Annotated in this window: 17 protein-coding genes and 1 other annotated feature; of the genes, 13 read left to right on the forward strand and 4 right to left on the reverse strand. The window is 27.7% G+C overall.

Annotation, left to right across the window (positions count from 1 at the left end; all coding sequences use genetic code 11):
- The first annotated feature begins 6 nt into the window (after window positions 1-6).
- Genes EXC62_RS05460 through EXC62_RS05475 form a run of 4 tightly spaced genes read left to right on the forward strand, consistent with a single transcriptional unit; the run spans window position 7 to window position 3,874 of the window.
- Window positions 7-990: a hypothetical protein gene (locus EXC62_RS05460; RefSeq protein WP_026390813.1), complete on the forward strand. Its 984-nt coding sequence runs from the start codon at window positions 7-9 to the stop codon at window positions 988-990.
- Window positions 968-2,494, forward strand: a complete 1,527-nt coding sequence (locus EXC62_RS05465) for an AMP-binding protein (RefSeq protein ID WP_035375818.1) — start codon at window positions 968-970, stop codon at window positions 2,492-2,494. Before EXC62_RS05460 ends, EXC62_RS05465 begins: the two co-directional genes overlap by 23 nt.
- Window positions 2,487-3,635, forward strand: coding sequence for a diaminopimelate decarboxylase family protein (locus EXC62_RS05470; protein WP_026390815.1), 1,149 nt, complete (start codon window positions 2,487-2,489; stop codon window positions 3,633-3,635). Before EXC62_RS05465 ends, EXC62_RS05470 begins: the two co-directional genes overlap by 8 nt.
- Window positions 3,636-3,652: 17 nt before the next feature.
- Window positions 3,653-3,874, forward strand: a complete 222-nt coding sequence (locus tag EXC62_RS05475) for an acyl carrier protein (RefSeq protein ID WP_026390816.1) — start codon at window positions 3,653-3,655, stop codon at window positions 3,872-3,874.
- A 36-nt stretch (window positions 3,875-3,910) separates the two neighbouring features.
- Here the strand turns inward: EXC62_RS05475 and EXC62_RS05480 are convergent, their stop codons facing one another.
- Window positions 3,911-5,032, reverse strand: a complete 1,122-nt coding sequence (locus EXC62_RS05480) for an N-acetyltransferase (RefSeq protein WP_052589977.1) — start codon at window positions 5,030-5,032, stop codon at window positions 3,911-3,913.
- A 207-nt stretch (window positions 5,033-5,239) separates the two neighbouring features.
- Between EXC62_RS05480 and tig the strand changes: the two genes are divergently transcribed.
- The 8 genes from tig to EXC62_RS05520 all read left to right on the forward strand — a co-directional run bounded on the left by tig (window position 5,240) and on the right by EXC62_RS05520 (window position 15,656).
- Window positions 5,240-6,520: a trigger factor gene (tig, locus tag EXC62_RS05485; RefSeq protein ID WP_052589979.1), complete on the forward strand. Its 1,281-nt coding sequence runs from the start codon at window positions 5,240-5,242 to the stop codon at window positions 6,518-6,520.
- A gap of 113 nt (window positions 6,521-6,633) precedes the next feature.
- The gene (lon, locus tag EXC62_RS05490) at window positions 6,634-8,943 is read left to right on the forward strand and encodes an endopeptidase La (protein WP_084156703.1); all 2,310 of its coding nucleotides are present in this window, start codon (window positions 6,634-6,636) and stop codon (window positions 8,941-8,943) included.
- Between the two features lie 50 nt (window positions 8,944-8,993).
- On the forward strand, window positions 8,994-9,578 hold the full coding sequence (yihA, locus tag EXC62_RS05495) for a ribosome biogenesis GTP-binding protein YihA/YsxC (protein ID WP_052589981.1): 585 nt from the start codon (window positions 8,994-8,996) through the stop codon (window positions 9,576-9,578).
- Window positions 9,565-10,416: a DegV family protein gene (locus tag EXC62_RS05500; protein WP_162140268.1), complete on the forward strand. Its 852-nt coding sequence runs from the start codon at window positions 9,565-9,567 to the stop codon at window positions 10,414-10,416. Before yihA ends, EXC62_RS05500 begins: the two co-directional genes overlap by 14 nt.
- Window positions 10,413-11,078, forward strand: coding sequence for a 4'-phosphopantetheinyl transferase family protein (locus EXC62_RS05505; RefSeq protein WP_026390822.1), 666 nt, complete (start codon window positions 10,413-10,415; stop codon window positions 11,076-11,078). Before EXC62_RS05500 ends, EXC62_RS05505 begins: the two co-directional genes overlap by 4 nt.
- Window positions 11,053-11,267: a binding site (T-box leader), on the forward strand. Its footprint overlaps the gene before it by 26 nt.
- A 46-nt stretch (window positions 11,268-11,313) precedes the next feature.
- Window positions 11,314-11,862 carry a GNAT family N-acetyltransferase gene (locus tag EXC62_RS05510; protein ID WP_052589983.1) on the forward strand — a complete coding sequence of 183 codons (549 nt, stop codon included), beginning with the start codon at window positions 11,314-11,316 and terminating at the stop codon, window positions 11,860-11,862.
- Window positions 11,852-14,431 (forward strand): valine--tRNA ligase, encoded by a 2,580-nt coding sequence (locus EXC62_RS05515; protein ID WP_026390823.1) that lies wholly within the window; start codon window positions 11,852-11,854, stop codon window positions 14,429-14,431. Before EXC62_RS05510 ends, EXC62_RS05515 begins: the two co-directional genes overlap by 11 nt.
- Window positions 14,421-15,656 carry a bifunctional folylpolyglutamate synthase/dihydrofolate synthase gene (locus EXC62_RS05520; protein ID WP_026390824.1) on the forward strand — a complete coding sequence of 412 codons (1,236 nt, stop codon included), beginning with the start codon at window positions 14,421-14,423 and terminating at the stop codon, window positions 15,654-15,656. The genes EXC62_RS05515 and EXC62_RS05520 overlap by 11 nt, the downstream gene beginning before the upstream one ends.
- 42 nt (window positions 15,657-15,698) lie before the next feature.
- Here EXC62_RS05520 and EXC62_RS05525 read toward each other — a convergent pair whose 3' ends face one another.
- The 3 genes from EXC62_RS05525 to EXC62_RS05535 are packed head-to-tail and all read right to left on the reverse strand — an operon-like array spanning window position 15,699 to window position 17,919.
- Window positions 15,699-16,508 (reverse strand): MetQ/NlpA family ABC transporter substrate-binding protein, encoded by an 810-nt coding sequence (locus EXC62_RS05525; protein WP_026390825.1) that lies wholly within the window; start codon window positions 16,506-16,508, stop codon window positions 15,699-15,701.
- 11 nt (window positions 16,509-16,519) lie between these two features.
- Window positions 16,520-17,185 (reverse strand): methionine ABC transporter permease, encoded by a 666-nt coding sequence (locus EXC62_RS05530; protein ID WP_052589984.1) that lies wholly within the window; start codon window positions 17,183-17,185, stop codon window positions 16,520-16,522.
- 2 nt (window positions 17,186-17,187) lie between these two features.
- Complete coding sequence (locus EXC62_RS05535; protein WP_026390827.1) at window positions 17,188-17,919, reverse strand: ATP-binding cassette domain-containing protein; 732 nt, start codon at window positions 17,917-17,919, stop codon at window positions 17,188-17,190.
- Between the two features lie 146 nt (window positions 17,920-18,065).
- Between EXC62_RS05535 and radC the strand changes: the two genes are divergently transcribed.
- Complete coding sequence (gene radC, locus EXC62_RS05540) at window positions 18,066-18,746, forward strand: RadC family protein (RefSeq protein ID WP_035375819.1); 681 nt, start codon at window positions 18,066-18,068, stop codon at window positions 18,744-18,746.
- Window positions 18,747-18,750: the final 4 nt, after the last annotated feature.

Raw genomic sequence — 18,750 nt, forward strand, 5'->3', positions numbered from 1 at the left:
AAGACTATGAAAAATATATTATTGATTAGGATATTAAAAAGCATTTGTTTTTTTAGTATTTTCATATTAATTACTGTTTTTATATCAAGATCATTTTCAACTAGAAAAGAAGCATACGAATTATCTTCAAGAAGTAGAAGAGCATCTCAAGTCTTTAATGAACCTAATGATTCATTAGATGTAATAATTGTTGGTCATAGTGGTGTTTATACTGGATATTCACCAATGGAAGCATATAAAGAATATGGATTTACATCTTATTCATTGTCTCAAGCAGTTCAAAAACCATGGGAATCATATAATTATTTAGTTGATGTTTTAAAGACCCAAAAACCAAAAGTAATTGTTTTTGAAGTTGATCAACTATTTTATGATAAAATCAACTATCAAGCACATGGTGCTGTAGTTAAAGCAGCTGATGCATTATTCCCAATTGTTAGTAATCACATACTTTGGAAAAAATTCTTTGGTAAAAAATTTAATCCTTTAAAAGAACGTAGTTATACGAAAGGATATACAATTGATTATCATGTTAATCCATATAAGGGACCATATGAATTGAAGGAAACTGATAAAGTTTATAAAATTAAAAAGCCTCATTATCTCTATATGAAGAAAGTTGCTGAACTTTGTAAGAATAATGATATACCGCTTGTTCTTTTAGAGATGCCATCAAAAATCAGATGGGATTATTCAAAATATAATGCTGTTAAAAAGTTTGCAGATGAAAGAAATATTCGATTTGTTGATTCTAATCAAAGAATAAAAGAGTTTAATTTTGATTGGAAAAATGATACTAGGGATCGAGGAGATCATTTAAATCATTACGGAGCTGTAAAATTCACTAAGTTTTTTGCTAAATATTTAACTGATGAATTTGATTTGCAAAATAAAAAAGATGATTCAAAATATCAACATTGGAATAATGATCTTTTAATATATGAAAATATGGTTGAGGACATAAAAAATGATAAATACAAGAATAAATAACGTATTAGAATACTTAGAAAAAAGTGCTAGTAAATATCCTTCAAAAATAGCTTTTTCTGATGATAAAAATTCGATTAGCTACGAAGAATTAGTTTTAAAAGCTAAGATAGTTGGAAGTGCGATTGCTGAATATGGTTTAAAACAAAAACCAATCGGAGTAATAAATGAAAAAAGTGTTGAAACAATTATTGTTTTTATGGGAATAATCTATTCAGGTAATTTTTATGCACTCATTAATCCTGAACATCCAATCGATAGAAAAAATAAAATTATTGAAACATTAGATAATCCATTCTTTGTTTTATCTAAAAAATATGAAAAACAAATTGATAGTGGTTTAAACATTAATAAATATTTAAGTATTGAAGAATTACTAGAAAAGACAACAATAAACGAATTAGAACTTTTAAATATTAGAAAGAATCATATTGATATTGATCCGTTGTATTCTATGTTTACATCTGGATCAACTGGTGAACCTAAAGGAATCGTTGTAAGTCACAGATCAGTAATCGATTTTATTGAAGTATTTGTTAGCGAATTTGAATTTACTAAAGATGATATAATAGGAAATCAAGCACCATTTGATTTTGATGTATCTGTTAAAGATATTTATACAACATTAAAAACAGGAGCTACAATGCAAATAATCCCTAAACAAAAGTTTTCATTTCCAACACTATTATTAGATTTTCTTTGTGAGCGAGAAGTGACAACATTAATTTGGGCAGTATCAGCATTATGCATAATTCCTGTATTTAATGGATTTCAATATAAAATACCTTCTAAAATAAATAAAATCCTTTTTAGCGGTGAATTAATGCCAATTAAACATTTAAATGAATGGAAGAAACATCTACCAGACGCTTTATATGTAAATCTTTATGGACCAACTGAGATTACTTGTAATTGTACTTTTTATACGCTACCTCAAGGTATCTATGAAAAAGAGTCTATGCCAATTGGAAAACCTTTTTTAAATGAAAGAGTATTTTTATTAGATGATAATAATGAGTTAATTGAAGATGCGAATAAACAAGGAGAAATATGTGTTTCAGGTACAGCATTATCTTTAGGATATTATAATAATAAAACCGAGACAGAAAAAGCTTTTGTTCAAAATCCTTTAAATAAATATTATAATGAGTTAATTTATCGAACAGGAGATCTTGGATTTTATGGTAATGATAAGGAATTATACTTTAGTTCAAGGAAAGATTTCCAAGTTAAACATATGGGGCATCGAATTGAATTAACTGAAATTGATTCAGCGTTTTTGAAAATTGACAATATAACAAGAGTAGCAACAATTTATGACAAAGAGAATAAAAGTATTATTTCATTCTATCAAGGTGAGTATGAAAGTGCTGAAATAGTTAAGAAACTTAGAGAATTACTTCCAAAATATATGATTCCTACGAAACTGATTAAAGTTCTTAACATACCACTCACAGATAATGGGAAAGTAAATAGAAAGAAATTAATGGAGGAATACTATGAATAATAATATAAAAACACCAGCATTTCTTTTTGATATTGATAAACTTAGAAAAAGAGTTAATGATTTAAATGAGTTAGCAAAGAAAACAAAAATTAATCTTTGTTATGCGATAAAAGCAAACCCTTTCCTAATTAGTTATTTAAAAGATTATATTCATTCATTTGAAGTATGTTCACCAGGTGAGTTTAGAATTTGTGAGAAATTAAACATTAAACCAGAACAGATTGTTTTATCAGGTGTTAATAAAGAGTATAATGATATCGAAAGAATTGTTAATTTAAATGGCACAAAAACATTATATACAATTGAATCAGAAGAACACTTGAAGTTCTTAAATGATTTGGCAAATAAGAATGGTATTAAACTACCAGTTATCATTAGGTTAACAAGTGGTAATCAATTCGGTGTTGACATAACAATACTTGAAAATATAATTGAAAAACGTAATGACTATTCATTAGAGATTAAAGGCATTCAATTTTACTCAGGTACTCAAAAGAAGAAAATTGAAGTGATTAATCACGAATTAAATGAATTAAAATCATTAATAAATCTTTTGAGAGATAAATATAACTATGAAACAAAAGTTTTAGAATATGGACCAGGACTTGCTGTTAACTATTTTTATAATGATGGGCAACCAGTAAGTTATCAAAATTATGAAGAATTAATTGATGCTATTGAAAAAGTTGGTTTTAAATGTGAAATCACCCTTGAACTTGGAAGATATATTGCTTATGAGTGTGGTGAATACATAACTAAAGTTGTTGATATAAAAAAGAATTCAGGCATTAATTATGCAATAGTTGATGGTGGTATTAATCATTTGAATTATTATGGACAAACAATGGCAATGAAAATTCCAAATTTTGAACATATAAAAACAAATAAAATCAATAAAGAAGATTCTTATACAATTTGTGGTTCGTTATGTACAGTTTCAGACGTTTTAGTTAGAAATTTGACACTTAATACTCTTAATATCGGAGATACGCTGATATTTAAAAATACTGGTGCATATTCAATAACAGAAGGAATCTATTTGTTCTTGAGTCGTGATATGCCAAGAATATATGTTAAAGAAAATAAAAATGTAACTTTAGTTAGAGATTTTATTGAGACAAATCAATTTAATACAATATAAAAGAAAGGAATAAAATCATGGAAAAATTACTTAATATATTAAATGAAATTAAACCGGATATTGACTTTGAAACAAATGAAGAATTAATTGATGCTGGAATATTAGAATCATTAGACATTATGCAAATAGTAGCTGAAATTAGTGATCAATTTGATGTTCAATTATCACCTTCAGATATTATCCCAGATAATTTTAATTCTGCAAAAGAATTATGGGCAATGATTGAAAGATTAAAGTAAAAAAAGGAAGCAATTTAATGCTTCCTTTTTTATAAACTATATTTTTTTAATCCAACAACGACGTTTTTTATGCTCTACATAATCAAAATCTTTCCAAAATGATTGAATAGCAATATTATTTTCAAGCTCTGGACCAGTTTCAGCCCATTTAACACCATGTTTAACCCCAGTTTTAATTCCATCTTCAAATATCAATGCTGAAATTCCACGACCTTGATGTTCAGGAGCAACAGCAATAAAATAAAAGTCTAATGTATCATATTTCTTTAATGATTTAAGGATTCTTGCCCAACCAAATGGGAAAAGTTTACCATTACTTTTCTTATTAGCAATACTTAATGATGGCATTACAACTCCAAAACCAGCAATTTTGTCATTTTTATCGTAGACAACCCATACCCATTCTAATTTAACAAGTCCAATTACTTGTTTAACATAAAAATCAATGATTTTTTTAGGCATTGGATAAAACCCATATAACTCGCTAAATGCATTATTATAAACTTCAAATGCATCATAGATAAAGCTATCTAAATCTGTTTTAGATGTTGGTTTATATAATCGATAACCATATCTTTTTTTTATTAATTCAGTAGCTCTAGCAACTTTTTCAGGGATTTCTTGTGGCCAATTAAGTCTTTTTTCTAACCAGTCAACATCTTTTTCAAACCCTAGTTTTTCCATATGTACCATATAATAGGGAGCATTATAGATTGTAATAAAAAGATTTAAATACTCAAAACCTTCAATTAACATTCCTTGACGGTCAAAATCTGTAAAACCAATTGGTCCGATTATTTCTTCCATACCATAAGTTTCAACACCCCATGATTCAACAGCACTTATTAAAGCTTTAGTAACTTCTAAGTCATCTATCATATCTAATCTTGTGAAACGAACTTGCTTTTTATTCATTTCATAATTAATTTTGTGGTTAACTAGACCGGCTACTCTACCAACTAATTTACCGTTTTTATATGCTAAGAATCTTATTGATTCAACATATGCATGGACTGGATTCTTTTTCTTATTGAAAACATTATTCTCATCCATTGATAATGCAGGAACAAACGCTGGGACATCCTTATAAAGCTTGTTAGGAAATTCAGTGAAGTTTCTTGCATCGCGCTTCGTTTTAACTTCTCTAATTAAGATCATTAAATTCTTCCTCTCATTTTTAATACTATATATATTTTACTCTATTTACTCAATTTTATCAATTGTATGGATAGGATAATATACATTGTAACTTAGTTTTATATATAATTAAGATAAATTAGAATATAAATTTAGTATTTGATTATATAATAATTAAAATAATATGCTATAATATAAAGGTTGAATAGATACAAGGAGGATTACAAAATGAAAATTGAAAAATTATCACCAAATCGTGTAAAATTTACATTTGATGTTACAGTAGATGATTTTAATCATGCACTAGACCATGCTTTTGAGCATGTTAAAAATGATGTTGAAATTAAAGGATTTAGAAAAGGACATGTTACAAGATCAGTTTATGAAAGTAAATTTGGAGTTGAATCATTGTTTGAAGAAGCATTAAACCACGTATTTCATCATAAATTCCATGATGCACTTGCAAATGAGGAATATCAATTAGTTGGAGATCCAAAACCAATTGTTGATTTTGAAAAAGTTGCTGTAGGTAAAGAATTCGAAGTTGCATTTGAAATTGCAATTAAACCTGAAGTTGAATTACCTGAGTATAAAGGAATTGAAGTTGAAAAATTTGATAATACGGTAACTGATGAAGAAGTTAATGAAAGACTTAACAAACTTGCTGAATCAGAAACTGTTTTAGAACCAAAAGCAGAAGGATCATTAGAAAATGGTGAAACAGCTGTATTTGATTTTGAAGGTTTTGCTGATGGTGTACCTTTCGAAGGTGGAAAAGCTGAAAATCATGAATTAGAAATTGGTTCTGGTCAATTTATACCAGGATTTGAAGAACAAATGATTGGTATGAATGTTGGAGAAGAAAAAGACGTTAATGTTACTTTCCCAGAACAATATCATGCTGAAAATTTAGCTGGTAAACCTGCTGTTTTTAAAGTTAAATTACATGAAATTAAGAAAAAAGTTTCTCCAGAACTTAATGATGAATGGGTTAAAGCTTTAGGACGTTCTGAACAAACTCTTACAGAATTAAAAGAAGCATTAAAAAAAGAAGTTGAAACTGAAAAATCAACAAATAACAAAAATGTTGCATTAGATAAAGCGTTAAAAGTTATTGCTGAGGCAACTAAAGTTGATATTCCAGTTGAAATGATCGATTATGAAGTTAATCAAGCATTAAAGAATATTGAAAATCAAGCTAAACAATATGGATTAGACTTACAAACTTATATTAGTTTAACAGGTATGCAAGAAGATGAATTAAAAAACCGCTTAAAAGAAGAAGGCGAACTTAGAATTTTAAATTCATTAATTATTGAAGCAGTTGCTAAAAAAGAAAAGTTTGAAGTTAGTGAAAAAGAAGTTGTTGAAAAATATGATGAATTATCAAAACATTACAATATGCCAGTTGATGAAATCAAAAAACATCTTCCTGAAAATTTAGTAAAAACAGATATAGAATTTGCAAAAGCTGTTAACTTTATTTTCGATAACTTAAAATTCGTTTAAAATTTAAGGGGCCAAGCCCCTTAAACTATATTTTTTCTTTGGCACTCTATCACTTTGATTGCAAATTGCAAAAAAAGTGATATAATGTTAATAGTAAGAAGGGAAGTGAAATTATGGAATCAATCAAGAGTTTACCGGCAGTAGCTGTCCGCGGAGTTGTTCCAATTCCAAACAATGATTTTAGGATTGAAGTAGGTAGAAAAAAATCTTTAGATGCAATTGAAGCATCAGAAAAAGATTTTGGTCAATATATTTTAATCGCAATCCAAAAAGATCCGTTAAATGAAGATCCAACAGTTGATGATATTGAAGAATACGGCACACTAGCTAAAATATCAATGAAAATAAAATTACCTAATGGAAACTTTAAAGTTAAATTTAATGTCTTAGAAAGAGTAAAAATAAAGGAATTCTTCTTAACTGAACCATATTTTGTAGCAAATTATGATGAGGTAGAAACTAATATTACAAGTGATGAGGAAGAAGTTACTTTAGTTAAAATGATTGTACAAGAAATTGCTGAAAATGAAACAAATATTTTGATGCCAAATAATAATGTAATAGAGAAAGTTCAACAAGGTTTAACAACAAATAAAGTTGTTGATTTAATTGTTAATTTCTTAAAAATTGAAGAAACAGAAAAGTATCGTTATTTAGCTGAAAACAGTTTAAATAAACGCTTAAAAATGTTGTTAGAAGATATTAATCGTCAAAAAATGATTATTGATTTAGAACGCAAAATTAATGAAGAAGTAAAAAAATCAATTGATGAAAATCAAAAAGAATATTACTTACGTGAAAAAATGCGTGCTATTCAAAATGAACTTGGCGATAAAGTAAAACGTGAAGAAGAAATTGAAGAATTAAGAGAATTAATTATTGAAGCGAAAATGCCTGCAAACATTGAAGAAAAAGCTCTTCAAGAACTTGCAAGATTACGTTCAACACCATCAGCTATGGCTGAATCATCAATAATTAAAACATATTTAGACTTTTTAGTTGCATTACCATGGTATGAAACAAGTAAAGACTTAGATGATTTATCATTAGTTCAAAAAAGTTTAGATAAAAATCACTATGGGTTAGAAAAAGTTAAAGATAGAATTGTTGAATATCTTGCTGTTAAGATTATGACACAAAAGAATCCACAAACTATTTTATGCCTTGTGGGACCTCCAGGTGTTGGTAAAACATCATTGGCAATTTCTATTGCTGAAGCGTTAAATCGTAAATTTGTTAAACAATCACTTGGTGGAGTTAGAGATGAATCAGAAATTAGAGGACATAGAAGAACTTATATTGGAGCTCTTCCAGGTAGAATTTTAAATGGTATGAAAGCTGCGGGAACATTAAACCCAGTATTCTTATTAGATGAAATTGATAAAATGGCTTCTGATTATAAAGGTGATCCTGCATCTGCAATGCTAGAAGTATTAGATCCAGAACAAAATTCAAAATTTAGTGATCATTATTTAGAAGAACAATACGATTTATCACAAGTTTTATTTATTACAACTGCAAACTATTTAGAAAATATTCCTGCTCCACTTAGAGATAGAATGGAAATTGTTGAATTATCTAGTTATACAGAACATGAAAAATTTGAAATTGCTAAGAGACATTTAGTAAGCAAACAATTAGAAGCACATGGTTTAAAACCAGAACAATTTATTCTAGATGATGAAGTAATTTATTACATGATTCAACATTATACTAGAGAAGCTGGTGTTCGTGAATTAAATCGATATATTGGTGCATTAATTAGAAAAGCTATTAAAGAAATTTTAATAACTAAAGAAAAATCTGTTCATATTAGTAAAGATAATGTTGAAAACTACATTGGTAAACCTAAGTTTACACACAACACGACTGAAAATAAAGATCGTATTGGAGTTGTAACAGGGCTAGCATATACTCAATATGGTGGAGATACACTTCCAGTTGAAGTAACTTATTATAAGGGTCGAGGTCAATTAGTCTTAACAGGTAAATTAGGTGATGTTATGAAGGAATCAGCACAAACAGCTTTATCATATGTTAAAGCAAATGCTGAAAGATTCAATATTGATCCAGAATTATTTAAAGAAAATGATGTCCATGTTCATGTTCCAGAAGGTGCAATTCCTAAAGATGGTCCATCTGCTGGTATAACAATGGCAACCGCAATTTATTCAGCATTAGCAAATAAATTTGTTAAACGTGATGTTGGTATGACTGGTGAAGTAACACTAAGAGGTTTAGTATTACCGATTGGTGGATTGAAAGAAAAATCAATTGCTGCCCATAGAAGTGGTATAAAAACTATTTTAATTCCAAAGGATAATGTTAGAGATATTGATGACATTCCAGTTGAAGTAAAAGAAAATTTAACTATTATTCCGGTAGAAACAGTTGATGATGTATTTGCAAACGCAATTAAATAAGTGTTATAATAAGAAGTAGAAATACTTCTTATTTTTTTAGGAGGGATAAATTGAAAGAAGCAGTTTATATTAAAGGCTCAACAAATGTTTCTGATGTTGAAAATCAGTTACCAACGTATTTGTTGTTAGGAAGAAGTAATGTTGGTAAAAGTTCGTTTATTAACGCGTTAACTAATCGTAAGGCGCTTGCAAGAACATCAGGAACACCAGGTAAAACAATTGTTTTAAACTATTATTTAATTAATAGTAGTTTTTATTTAGTAGATGCACCTGGATATGGTTATGCTAAGAGATCAAAATCAATGCAAAATGAGTTTATTGGTATGATTGATAACGTTATTCATAATCATCCTAAAATAATATCAGTTTTATTACTAATAGATTTTAAGGTTGGTCCAACTAATGATGATTTAGAAATTTATGATTATCTATTAAGTATTGGAATAGAAGTGAATATTGTAGCAACTAAAAAAGATAAAATACCAAAGACGAGACAATACAAACAAGAAAAAGAAATAAAAAAAGTTCTTAATAATCCAATTAATTTTTATTCAGTTTCAAACACTACAAAAGATAGTATCGATAAAATAAGAGAAAAAATCTTACAAGGAGTTGAAGGTTATGAATCCCATTAAGATCTTTACTGATTCAACCGCTGATTTGAGTAAAGAATTATTAGATAAATTTGATATAGTATCATTACCATTATCGGTAAATTTTGAAGATGAATCATATCGTGATGGTGTTGATATTGATACCGAATTTTTATATAAACTTGTTGAGCAAAAAGGTGTTTTACCAAAGACGTCGGCAATTTCACCAGGAACGTTTTTTGATGAGTTTGAAAAATGGATTAATAAAGGTTATGACGTTTTATATATTGGGATTGGATCAAAGATTTCTGGGACATTCCATAGTGCAACGGTTGCATCAAAAGAACTTCCAGATAAGCGAGTTTTTTTAGTTGACTCCAAGAATCTTTCATCAGGAATTGCTTTATTAGTTTTAAAAGCTAAAGATTTAAGAGATCAAGGAAAAAATGCAAGTGAAATCAAAACTATTCTTGATGATATTGTTCCAAGAGTTAGAAGTCAATTTGCTATTAGAGTATTAGACTATCTTCATAAAGGTGGTAGAGCAAGTGGAACAGCAGCACTTGTTGGTAAATTTTTACGTATTCGTCCAATAATTCAAGTTCGTGATGGTGGAATGACAGTTTACAAAAAACCAATGGGAACAATGACAAAAGCTGTTGATATTATGTTGAATGATTATTTGAATGAAGGAGATAACCTTGATTTAGAATATGTCATGATAACTCATTCGATTGCTAATAAACAAGCAATCTATATGGAAGAGTTTGTTAATCAAAAAATGAAACCGAAAAATCTTATCATTAGTAATGCTGGTTGTGTAATTTCTAGTCATTGTGGAGCTGGAACTATTGGTATTTTATATATTGTGAAAAAATGAGTAATATAAATATCTACATATATAAGTTTAATGAAAATCATAGTTTAAAAGTTCAAGAATTTTTTAGTAATTACAGGCTTGATAAGATTCAAAATATTATTAGTGATGATTATATCTCAAGAAATATTCAAATTGAAAACATTATTTTTGAAATATTAAAGAAAAATGGTTTTAACGAATCAAAATTAAATTTCTTCGTTGGTGATAATGGTAGACCATATTTGATTAAGAGTGATTTATGCTTTAGTATATCTCATAGTAATGAGTACTTAGTTATTGCAATTTCAAATATGAATCTAGCTGTTGATATTGAAAAAATTGATTCTAAAAGAATGAAGATTGTTAAAAAGATGTATTATGATTTAGTTGATTATTCGATTGATCGAGTAATTATGGATTGGACAATTAAAGAATCATATATTAAATATTATGATTTAAATGTTTTTAATGGTATAAGAGATATTATTATTGATAAACCAAATGTTTTTGGTTCTTATGGGATTTTAGAGTATAAATCTTATCGTCTAAATGATTTCTATATTTCGATTGTTTCTAAAGAAATAGAAGAAATAGTTATTAATAGTGTTAGTTTAGATGAAAAAGACTTGATTAGTATTGAGAAATGTACTAAAATATATGAAAGCAAAGAAGAGGAAGAGTAATATAACTTTAACTTTTAGAGAGAGGTTGTTTGGTGAAAAACCTTAGTTAGACTATATGAAGGTAGCCTTGGAGCTAATTATTTGAAATAGTAGTAAAATAGTTCGTATGTCTGCGTTAAAGATAATTAAGTGCTAAATAGTCTAAACTATTTAGAATTAAGGTGGTACCGCGATTAATTCGTCCTTAAATATATTATATATATTAAGGACTTTTTTTATTTTAGGAGTTGATTAAATGTTAAAAACAATTGAAACGAAAAGATTAGTTTTAAGACCACCGAGAGAAAGTGATCTAACTGATTTTTATAATTATGCTAAAAAAAGTAATATTGGGCCAAATGCTGGATGGTTACCTCATGAATCAATAGAAGAAACTAAAGAAATTCTAACAAGTTTTATTCAAAAAGAGGAAGTCTGGGTTATAACGATAAAGCCAAATGATCAAATGATTGGAACTATTTCATTGCATTGCAGTGACTTCTATCAAGCGGTCAATGGGATTGCAGAAGTTGGATATGCATTAGATGATTTATATTGGAATAAGGGTTATATGACTGAGGCACTTGAAGGATTAATTAAACATGCTTTTAATGACTTAAAACTAAATAAATTAACTTGCGGACATGAAAAGAATAATCTTGCTTCGCAAAGAGTAATTTTAAAGAATGGATTTAAATTTAAAGAAATAGATGATAGCAGAATTTTTGCTAATGCTGATATTAAAGAAGTATATACGTATGAATTAGTAAATGAAAATTTGGAGGAAAATAATAATGGAAACTAAATTAAGTACAAAATATGATTTTAAAGAAGTAGAGAAAGATAGATATAATGAATGGGTTAAAAAGAACTATTTTAAGGCTGATAGACCAGATTTAAAACCATATACAATTGTTATTCCACCACCAAATGTTACTGGAAAACTTCATTTAGGACATGCATGGGATAATACATTACAAGATATTATAATTAGAAGAAAAAGAATGCAAGGTTATGATGCACTTTATCTTCCAGGTATGGATCATGCAGGAATTGCAACCCAAGCTAAAGTTGATGAAAAATTAAGGGAACAAGGAATTTCTAGATATGATTTAGGAAGAGAAAAGTTTTTAGAAGTTGCTTGGGACTGGAAAAAAGAATATAGTGAACATATTAGAAAACAATGGGCAGCACTTGGAATAAGTGTTGATTATTCAAAAGAACGTTTTACTTTAGATGAAGGCTTAAATAAAGCTGTAAATCATGTTTTTATTACAATGTTTAATGAGGGGTTAATTTATCGCGGAAATAGAATCATTCAATGGGATGTTGATGCTAAAACTGCACTTTCAAATATTGAAGTAGAACATAAAGAAGAGTTATCTAAATTATATTATTTTAGATATCCATTTGTTGCAGATAAAACTAAATACTTAGTAATAGCAACCACAAGACCAGAAACAATGTTTGCTGACCAAGCTTTAATGGTTCATCCAGATGATTCAAGGTATCAAAAATATATTGGAACTAAAGTATTTATTCCAGGAACTAATGTTGAAATCCCTGTTATTGCTGATGCATATGTTGATATGGAATTTGGTACTGGAGTTGTAAAAGTTACACCAGCACATGATGCTAATGACTTTGAAGTAGGAGTTAGACATAATCTTAAAATGCCTCTTTGTATGAATGAAGATGGAACAATGAATGAAATGGCTTTAGAATTTAATGGTGTTGAGCGTTTTGAATGTCGTAAAAATTTAACTGAAAAATTAAATAAACTTGGACTTGTTGAAAAAATTGAGGATTATCAAACATCAATTGGGTACAGTGAAAGAACTGGTGTTGTTGTTGAACCGAGATTATCACTACAATGGTTTATTAAAATGGATGATATTTCAAAAGATAGTTTAAAAACAAATGTTGAATTTGTGCCAGAAAGATTTAAAAAGATTTTTGAACGTTGGATGACTGATACACAAGATTGGTGTATTAGTAGACAACTATGGTGGGGACATAGAATTCCTGCATGGTATAAAGGTAGTGAAGTTAAAGTACAAATTGAATCACCTGGTGCAGACTGGCATCAAGATGAAGATGTTTTAGATACATGGTTTTCTTCAGCATTATGGCCTTTTTCAACACTAGGATGGCCAGATAAAACTGCTGATTTAGAAAGATTTTATCCTACTGATGTTTTAGTAACAGGTTATGATATTATTTTCTTCTGGGTAGCAAGAATGATTTTCCAAGGAAGACATTTCACTAAAGAAGATCCATTTAAACATGTTTTATTACATGGTCTTATTAGAGATAAAGATGGACGTAAAATGAGTAAATCCCTTAACAATGGTGTCGATCCAATGGATGTTATTTCAAAATATGGTGTTGATGCATTAAGATACTTCTTAACAACGAATTCTGCACCTGGAGCTGACTTACGTTATGATGAAGAAAAGGTTGAATCAAGTTGGAATTTCATTAATAAACTATGGAATATTTCAAGATTTGTTATTATGAATTTAAGTGAAGAAAAACAAACAATTGATTATAATAACTTAAATTTATTTGATGAATGGATTTTATCAAGATTATCAGAAGTGATTACTGAAACGGATTATTATTATGAGAAATTTGATTTTAATGAAGCATCAAGAGTTTTATATAATTTTATATGGAATGAATTTGCTGCTTGGTATGTTGAACTTTCAAAAGTATCACTTCAAAATAATCAATTTAAAGCAAACACAGAAGCAGTTTTAAACTATGTTTTAGAAGCGATTTTAAAGTTATTACATCCATTTATTCCTTTTGTAACAGATATGTTATATCAAGAATTAACTGGTGCAGATTCAATCATAAGAGAGTCATGGCCACTTGCTAGTAAAGTATCATCTCTTTCAATTAAAAATACGGAATTAATTCAAGAAATAATAACTAAAGTAAGAAATTTAAGAGCAGAACATAAAGTTGCTCCATCTAAGCCACTTACGATTAATATTGTTAGTGAAAACAAAGAATTAACAAGTCTATTTAATCAATACAATGAATATTTAGATAAGTTTTTAAGAGTTAATAAACTGATTATTTCTAAAAAACTAGAATTAGAAAATGATACGATTATTCTAGTAGGTGAAAACTATTCAATCTATATTCAAAAAGATGAGATTATTGATCGTGAACAAGAATTGAAAACTTTATTAAAGCAAAAAGAAGATTTAGAAAAAGAAATTGAAAGAAGTAAAAATATTTTGAATAATGATAAATTCTTATCAAAAGCACCCGAAGAAAAGATTAATGAAGAAAAAGCTAAGTATCAAAAATATTTAGAATCATATGAAAAATTAATGAAAGAGATTAAAAATGAAATTTAAAAATGTTGAAAGTGGTATTGATTGGATTCAACACCAACCTAAATTTCGTGAGAAAACAAGTCTAGATTATATTAAAAAAGCTTATGATGAATTAAAGATTAGTTTTGATAAGATTAAAAAGATTCATATTGCGGGAACAAATGGTAAAGGATCAGTTAGTGCTTTTTTAACAAATATTTTAACTTCGAATAATAAAAAAGTTGGAACATTTACTTCGCCTTACTTAGTTGTTTTTAATGAGAGAATTAGGTTAAATAATGTTCCTATTGATGATATAAATTTATTAAAATATATCAACTATATATACGATTTGAACGAGCAAATATTTTCTAAATATAGTTACCGATTATCTTTTTTTGAGTTATTAACCTTAATTGCTTTTAAGTATTTTTCTGATGAAGAAGTTGATGTTATTATCATGGAAGTAGGTATTGGTGGGAGATTAGATGCAACTAATATCATTAATTATGATGTCTCAATAATTACTAGCATTGGGTTTGATCATATGGAACAACTAGGTGATACATTAGAAAAAATTGCTAGTGAAAAACTTGGAATATTAAAAGAAAAAGGTCATTTAATTAGTGGTGTTAATATTCCATTAAAAACCCAATTCATTAATTATGCTAACGGTAAAAAAGCAAGTTTTTTATTCATTAAAGAGCGTGACATATTCCCATATACTCCTCATCAGTTTTTCTACAAAGATAAACTATATGAACTTGGGCTATTGGGTGATTATCAGAGAATGAATGCATTAATTGCAGACAATACAGTTAGATACTTATATGATTATAAAGATGAGCAAATTCTTCCCTTTTTAAAAACTACAAGATGGGATGGAAGAATGGAAGAGATTCAAGAAAATGTTTATATTGATGGGGCACATAACACACATGCTATTACTGCATTAATGAGAAACTTAGAATATATATTTAAAGATAAAAAAATAACAATTTTATTTAGTGCTTTAAAAGATAAAAAAATTGCAGAAATGCTTGATATAATTAAAAAATATGACTATAAAATTGTTTTAACATCATTTCCAGATTTTAGATTCAAAAGTCTTGAAGAGTTTGAAACTAGAGAAATTAAGTATATCGAGAATGGATATGAAACATTTCTTCAGTTAATTAAGAATAAAGAAGAAGATGAAGTTCTAATCGCAACAGGTTCACTTCATTTTATAGGATATTTAAAACAAAATATAATTTTAAATAAATAAAAAAAAGACATAACTTGTAATAAAAAGTTATGTCTTTTCGCTTTAAAATGCTGGTGTGCTTGCCCAACTATAATTATCTATTAAGTAATCACGAACTTTTTTTGAACTTAAATGATTTTTTAATGCTTTTATTTTATCACTATCTTTATTATCATCTCTTGCAACTAGTGATATCGCATATTCTTGAATACGACTACTAGTAATATCCTCATTGAAGATTCTTTGTTCATCACCAACAAGATTAAGATCTCTAGCGTAAGTTGGATACATAATAGCAAGTCCTGTTTCTTTGTATGATTTCGATAACATATTTAGAGCTACTTCACTAAATTTAAGATTTTTTGGATTACTTACTATATCTGTAATCTTAGCAAATGGACCAACATTTTCTTTTAATGTAAGTAATTTTGCATCTTGTAATAAGTGTAATGCTCTACCTAGATTTGTTGAATCATTTGGTATAGAAATTGTTGCTTCATTTGGAATGTCAGCAGGATTAGTTAAATCTTTTGAGTAAAGTGCAAAAATTGCATGATAGATACTCATTATTTTTGTTAAACTAGCATCATTTTTACTATTAAATTCATTCATAAAATGTTGATGTTGAATCATATTTGCATCAAATTCTTTATTCTTTAAACCTTGATTTGGTAATACGTAGTCGTTATTGAATGTAGTAACCTTTAATTCGTAACCATCATTTTTTAAATCATCTTTGATAAGTTCTAGCAATTCGCCCATTGGATAAAATGCTACTGCAACCTTGATTTCTTTTGAATCATCTTTTTTTGTACATGCAACTAGTACAAATCCTAAAACTAATGTTGTTAAAACAACAAATATTTTTTTCATATCTTTTCCTCCTAATATCTTTTTTTATCAAATTGATATGCAATATAATTTCCAGTAAATTGGATAATTTGAACAAGAATAACCATAATAATTAAAACAATAATTAAAAGTGGTCGATTATATTCTTGAAAACCATATCTAATAGCAATATCACCGAGTCCACCACCAGCAACAACACCCATGATAGTAGAATATGATATTAAGCTTATACTAACGGATGTAATCCCTAAAATAAGATTAGGTAATGCTTCTTTAATTATAAAGTAGAATACTGCTTGAGTTTTTGTGGCCCCAAGTATTCTAGAAGTTAGTATTAGTTCAGGAGATAAGTTTTGAATACTTTGTTCAACTGAACGAGTAATAAGCGATATACCAATAATTGTTAATGGAATCTTAGATGCATGTGTTCCAAAACTTGTTCCAATTAATAAGTAAGATAAAGGCATAACTAATACAATAAATATTAAGAACGGTATTGATCTAACAGTATTTACAGTAAAGGAAGTAATAATATACCAAATATTCTTTTTGCTAGATGACAATGAGAAATATATTCCGATTGGTATACCAATTAAAGTAGCAATTATTAGTGATGTTGTAACCATATCAAGTGTTTCTAATAAGCCTTTAAAAATAATTGGATTGAAGTCTTTCCATGTTTCAATAAATATTTTCATAATTAGTCACTCTCCAAAATTGTTTTATAGTCAAATTCAAATGATTTAAAACTCTTTTTGGGGAGGTTAATAGTATCTGTTAATAAACCATTTTCGATAACAAGTACACGATCACAAATCATTTTTATAACATTTAAATCATGACTTACAAATATAATAGAAAGATTTAAATCATTTTTAATTTTTAACAATAGAGAAAGAATTTCATAATAAGTTTCTTGATCAAGTGCTGAAGTGATTTCATCACAAAGAAGAATTTTTGGATTGTTAATTAAAGCTCTTGCAATAGCAACTCTTTGTAGTTGACCACCAGAGAGTTGATGAGGATAACGATTTTCAAGGCTTGAAAGTCCGATATATTCAATAAGTTCTAAACCTCTTTTAATTCGTTCATTCTTCTTGATACCAATAATTTTTAAAGGAAGCGTAATATTTTCAATAACAGTAAGATTAGTAAGTAAATTAAACTTTTGAAAAATAAATCCAATATCACGAAGATAAGCTAATTTTTTATTCGGTTTTAATGTTGTAATATCTATACCATTAAAATAGATATTTCCTGAATCAACATTTAAAATACCAGTTAGAAGTTGAAGAATTGTTGATTTTCCTGAACCACTTTTTCCAACTATACCAAGTACTTCATTATCGGTCTTAAAAGTTAAATTTTTTATTGAAAAAGATTCTATTTTTTTGTCAAAAAAAGCCTTATTAACATTAACAAATTCTACCATAGTATACCATCCTAAATATATGAATTGTCTAAGTGTATTTAGTATACAACAGCAAATATTTTATGTGAAATGAAATGTATTTGTAAACGTTTTCTAAAAAAGTAAAATTAGTAAATTTATACTAATATACTAATGGAGATGATAGTATGTTTTTAATAAAAGAAATGCCGTTTGATGAAAGACCAAGAGAAAGACTTATAAAAAAAGGGGTAAGTAGTTTATCAAATGCTGAATTATTAGCAATTCTTTTGCGTAGTGGATCTAGAGATAAATCTGTGATAAGTCTATCTAAAGATGTTTTATATCAATTAAATCTAATTCAAGATTTAAAGAAATTAACAATTACAGAACTTATGAATGTAAAAGGAATAAAAGAAGCAAAAGCAACAACAATTATTGCAGCAATTGAACTAGGAAGAAGACTTAACGATGTAGTAAGGAGTGAAACAGAAGATATACGTTCTGCTCATGATATCTATTATTCAATGATTGATTTAAAAGATAGGGAACAGGAAAATTTTTATTGTATTTTACTTAACTCGAAAATGCAAATAATTACTAAAGAACTAATTTATATTGGAACTGTAAATCAAATATCAATCCACCCTAGAGAAGTCTTTAAAAGTGCAATAAAAAATAACGCTGTTACGATTATATTGGTGCATAATCATCCATCTGGAGATCCTAGTCCTTCAAAAGCGGATATCGAAGCAACAAAAATTCTTAACAAAGCAGCAGAAGTTATTAATATTGATATTCTTGATCATGTAATAATAGGCAATAATAGGTTTTATAGTTTTACCGAACAAAAAATCTTTTCAGTATAATAAA

Origin of the sequence: Haploplasma axanthum (genome assembly GCF_900660745.1) — a bacterium.
GTDB classification, from domain to species: Bacteria; Bacillota_I; Bacilli_A; order Acholeplasmatales; family Acholeplasmataceae; genus Haploplasma; species Haploplasma axanthum.

Coding starts and splice junctions, on each gene's coding strand:
- EXC62_RS05460 (WP_026390813.1), top strand. CDS start 7: ATGAAAAATATATTATTGATTAGGATATTAAAAAGCATTTGTTTTTTT.
- EXC62_RS05465 (WP_035375818.1), top strand. CDS start 968: ATGATAAATACAAGAATAAATAACGTATTAGAATACTTAGAAAAAAGT.
- EXC62_RS05470 (WP_026390815.1), top strand. CDS start 2,487: ATGAATAATAATATAAAAACACCAGCATTTCTTTTTGATATTGATAAA.
- EXC62_RS05475 (WP_026390816.1), top strand. CDS start 3,653: ATGGAAAAATTACTTAATATATTAAATGAAATTAAACCGGATATTGAC.
- EXC62_RS05480 (WP_052589977.1), bottom strand. CDS start 5,032: ATGATCTTAATTAGAGAAGTTAAAACGAAGCGCGATGCAAGAAACTTC.
- tig (WP_052589979.1), top strand. CDS start 5,240: ATGAAAATTGAAAAATTATCACCAAATCGTGTAAAATTTACATTTGAT.
- lon (WP_084156703.1), top strand. CDS start 6,634: ATGGAATCAATCAAGAGTTTACCGGCAGTAGCTGTCCGCGGAGTTGTT.
- EXC62_RS05500 (WP_162140268.1), top strand. CDS start 9,565: ATGAATCCCATTAAGATCTTTACTGATTCAACCGCTGATTTGAGTAAA.
- EXC62_RS05505 (WP_026390822.1), top strand. CDS start 10,413: ATGAGTAATATAAATATCTACATATATAAGTTTAATGAAAATCATAGT.
- EXC62_RS05510 (WP_052589983.1), top strand. CDS start 11,314: ATGTTAAAAACAATTGAAACGAAAAGATTAGTTTTAAGACCACCGAGA.
- EXC62_RS05515 (WP_026390823.1), top strand. CDS start 11,852: ATGGAAACTAAATTAAGTACAAAATATGATTTTAAAGAAGTAGAGAAA.
- EXC62_RS05520 (WP_026390824.1), top strand. CDS start 14,421: ATGAAATTTAAAAATGTTGAAAGTGGTATTGATTGGATTCAACACCAA.
- EXC62_RS05525 (WP_026390825.1), bottom strand. CDS start 16,508: ATGAAAAAAATATTTGTTGTTTTAACAACATTAGTTTTAGGATTTGTA.
- EXC62_RS05530 (WP_052589984.1), bottom strand. CDS start 17,185: ATGAAAATATTTATTGAAACATGGAAAGACTTCAATCCAATTATTTTT.
- EXC62_RS05535 (WP_026390827.1), bottom strand. CDS start 17,919: ATGGTAGAATTTGTTAATGTTAATAAGGCTTTTTTTGACAAAAAAATA.
- radC (WP_035375819.1), top strand. CDS start 18,066: ATGTTTTTAATAAAAGAAATGCCGTTTGATGAAAGACCAAGAGAAAGA.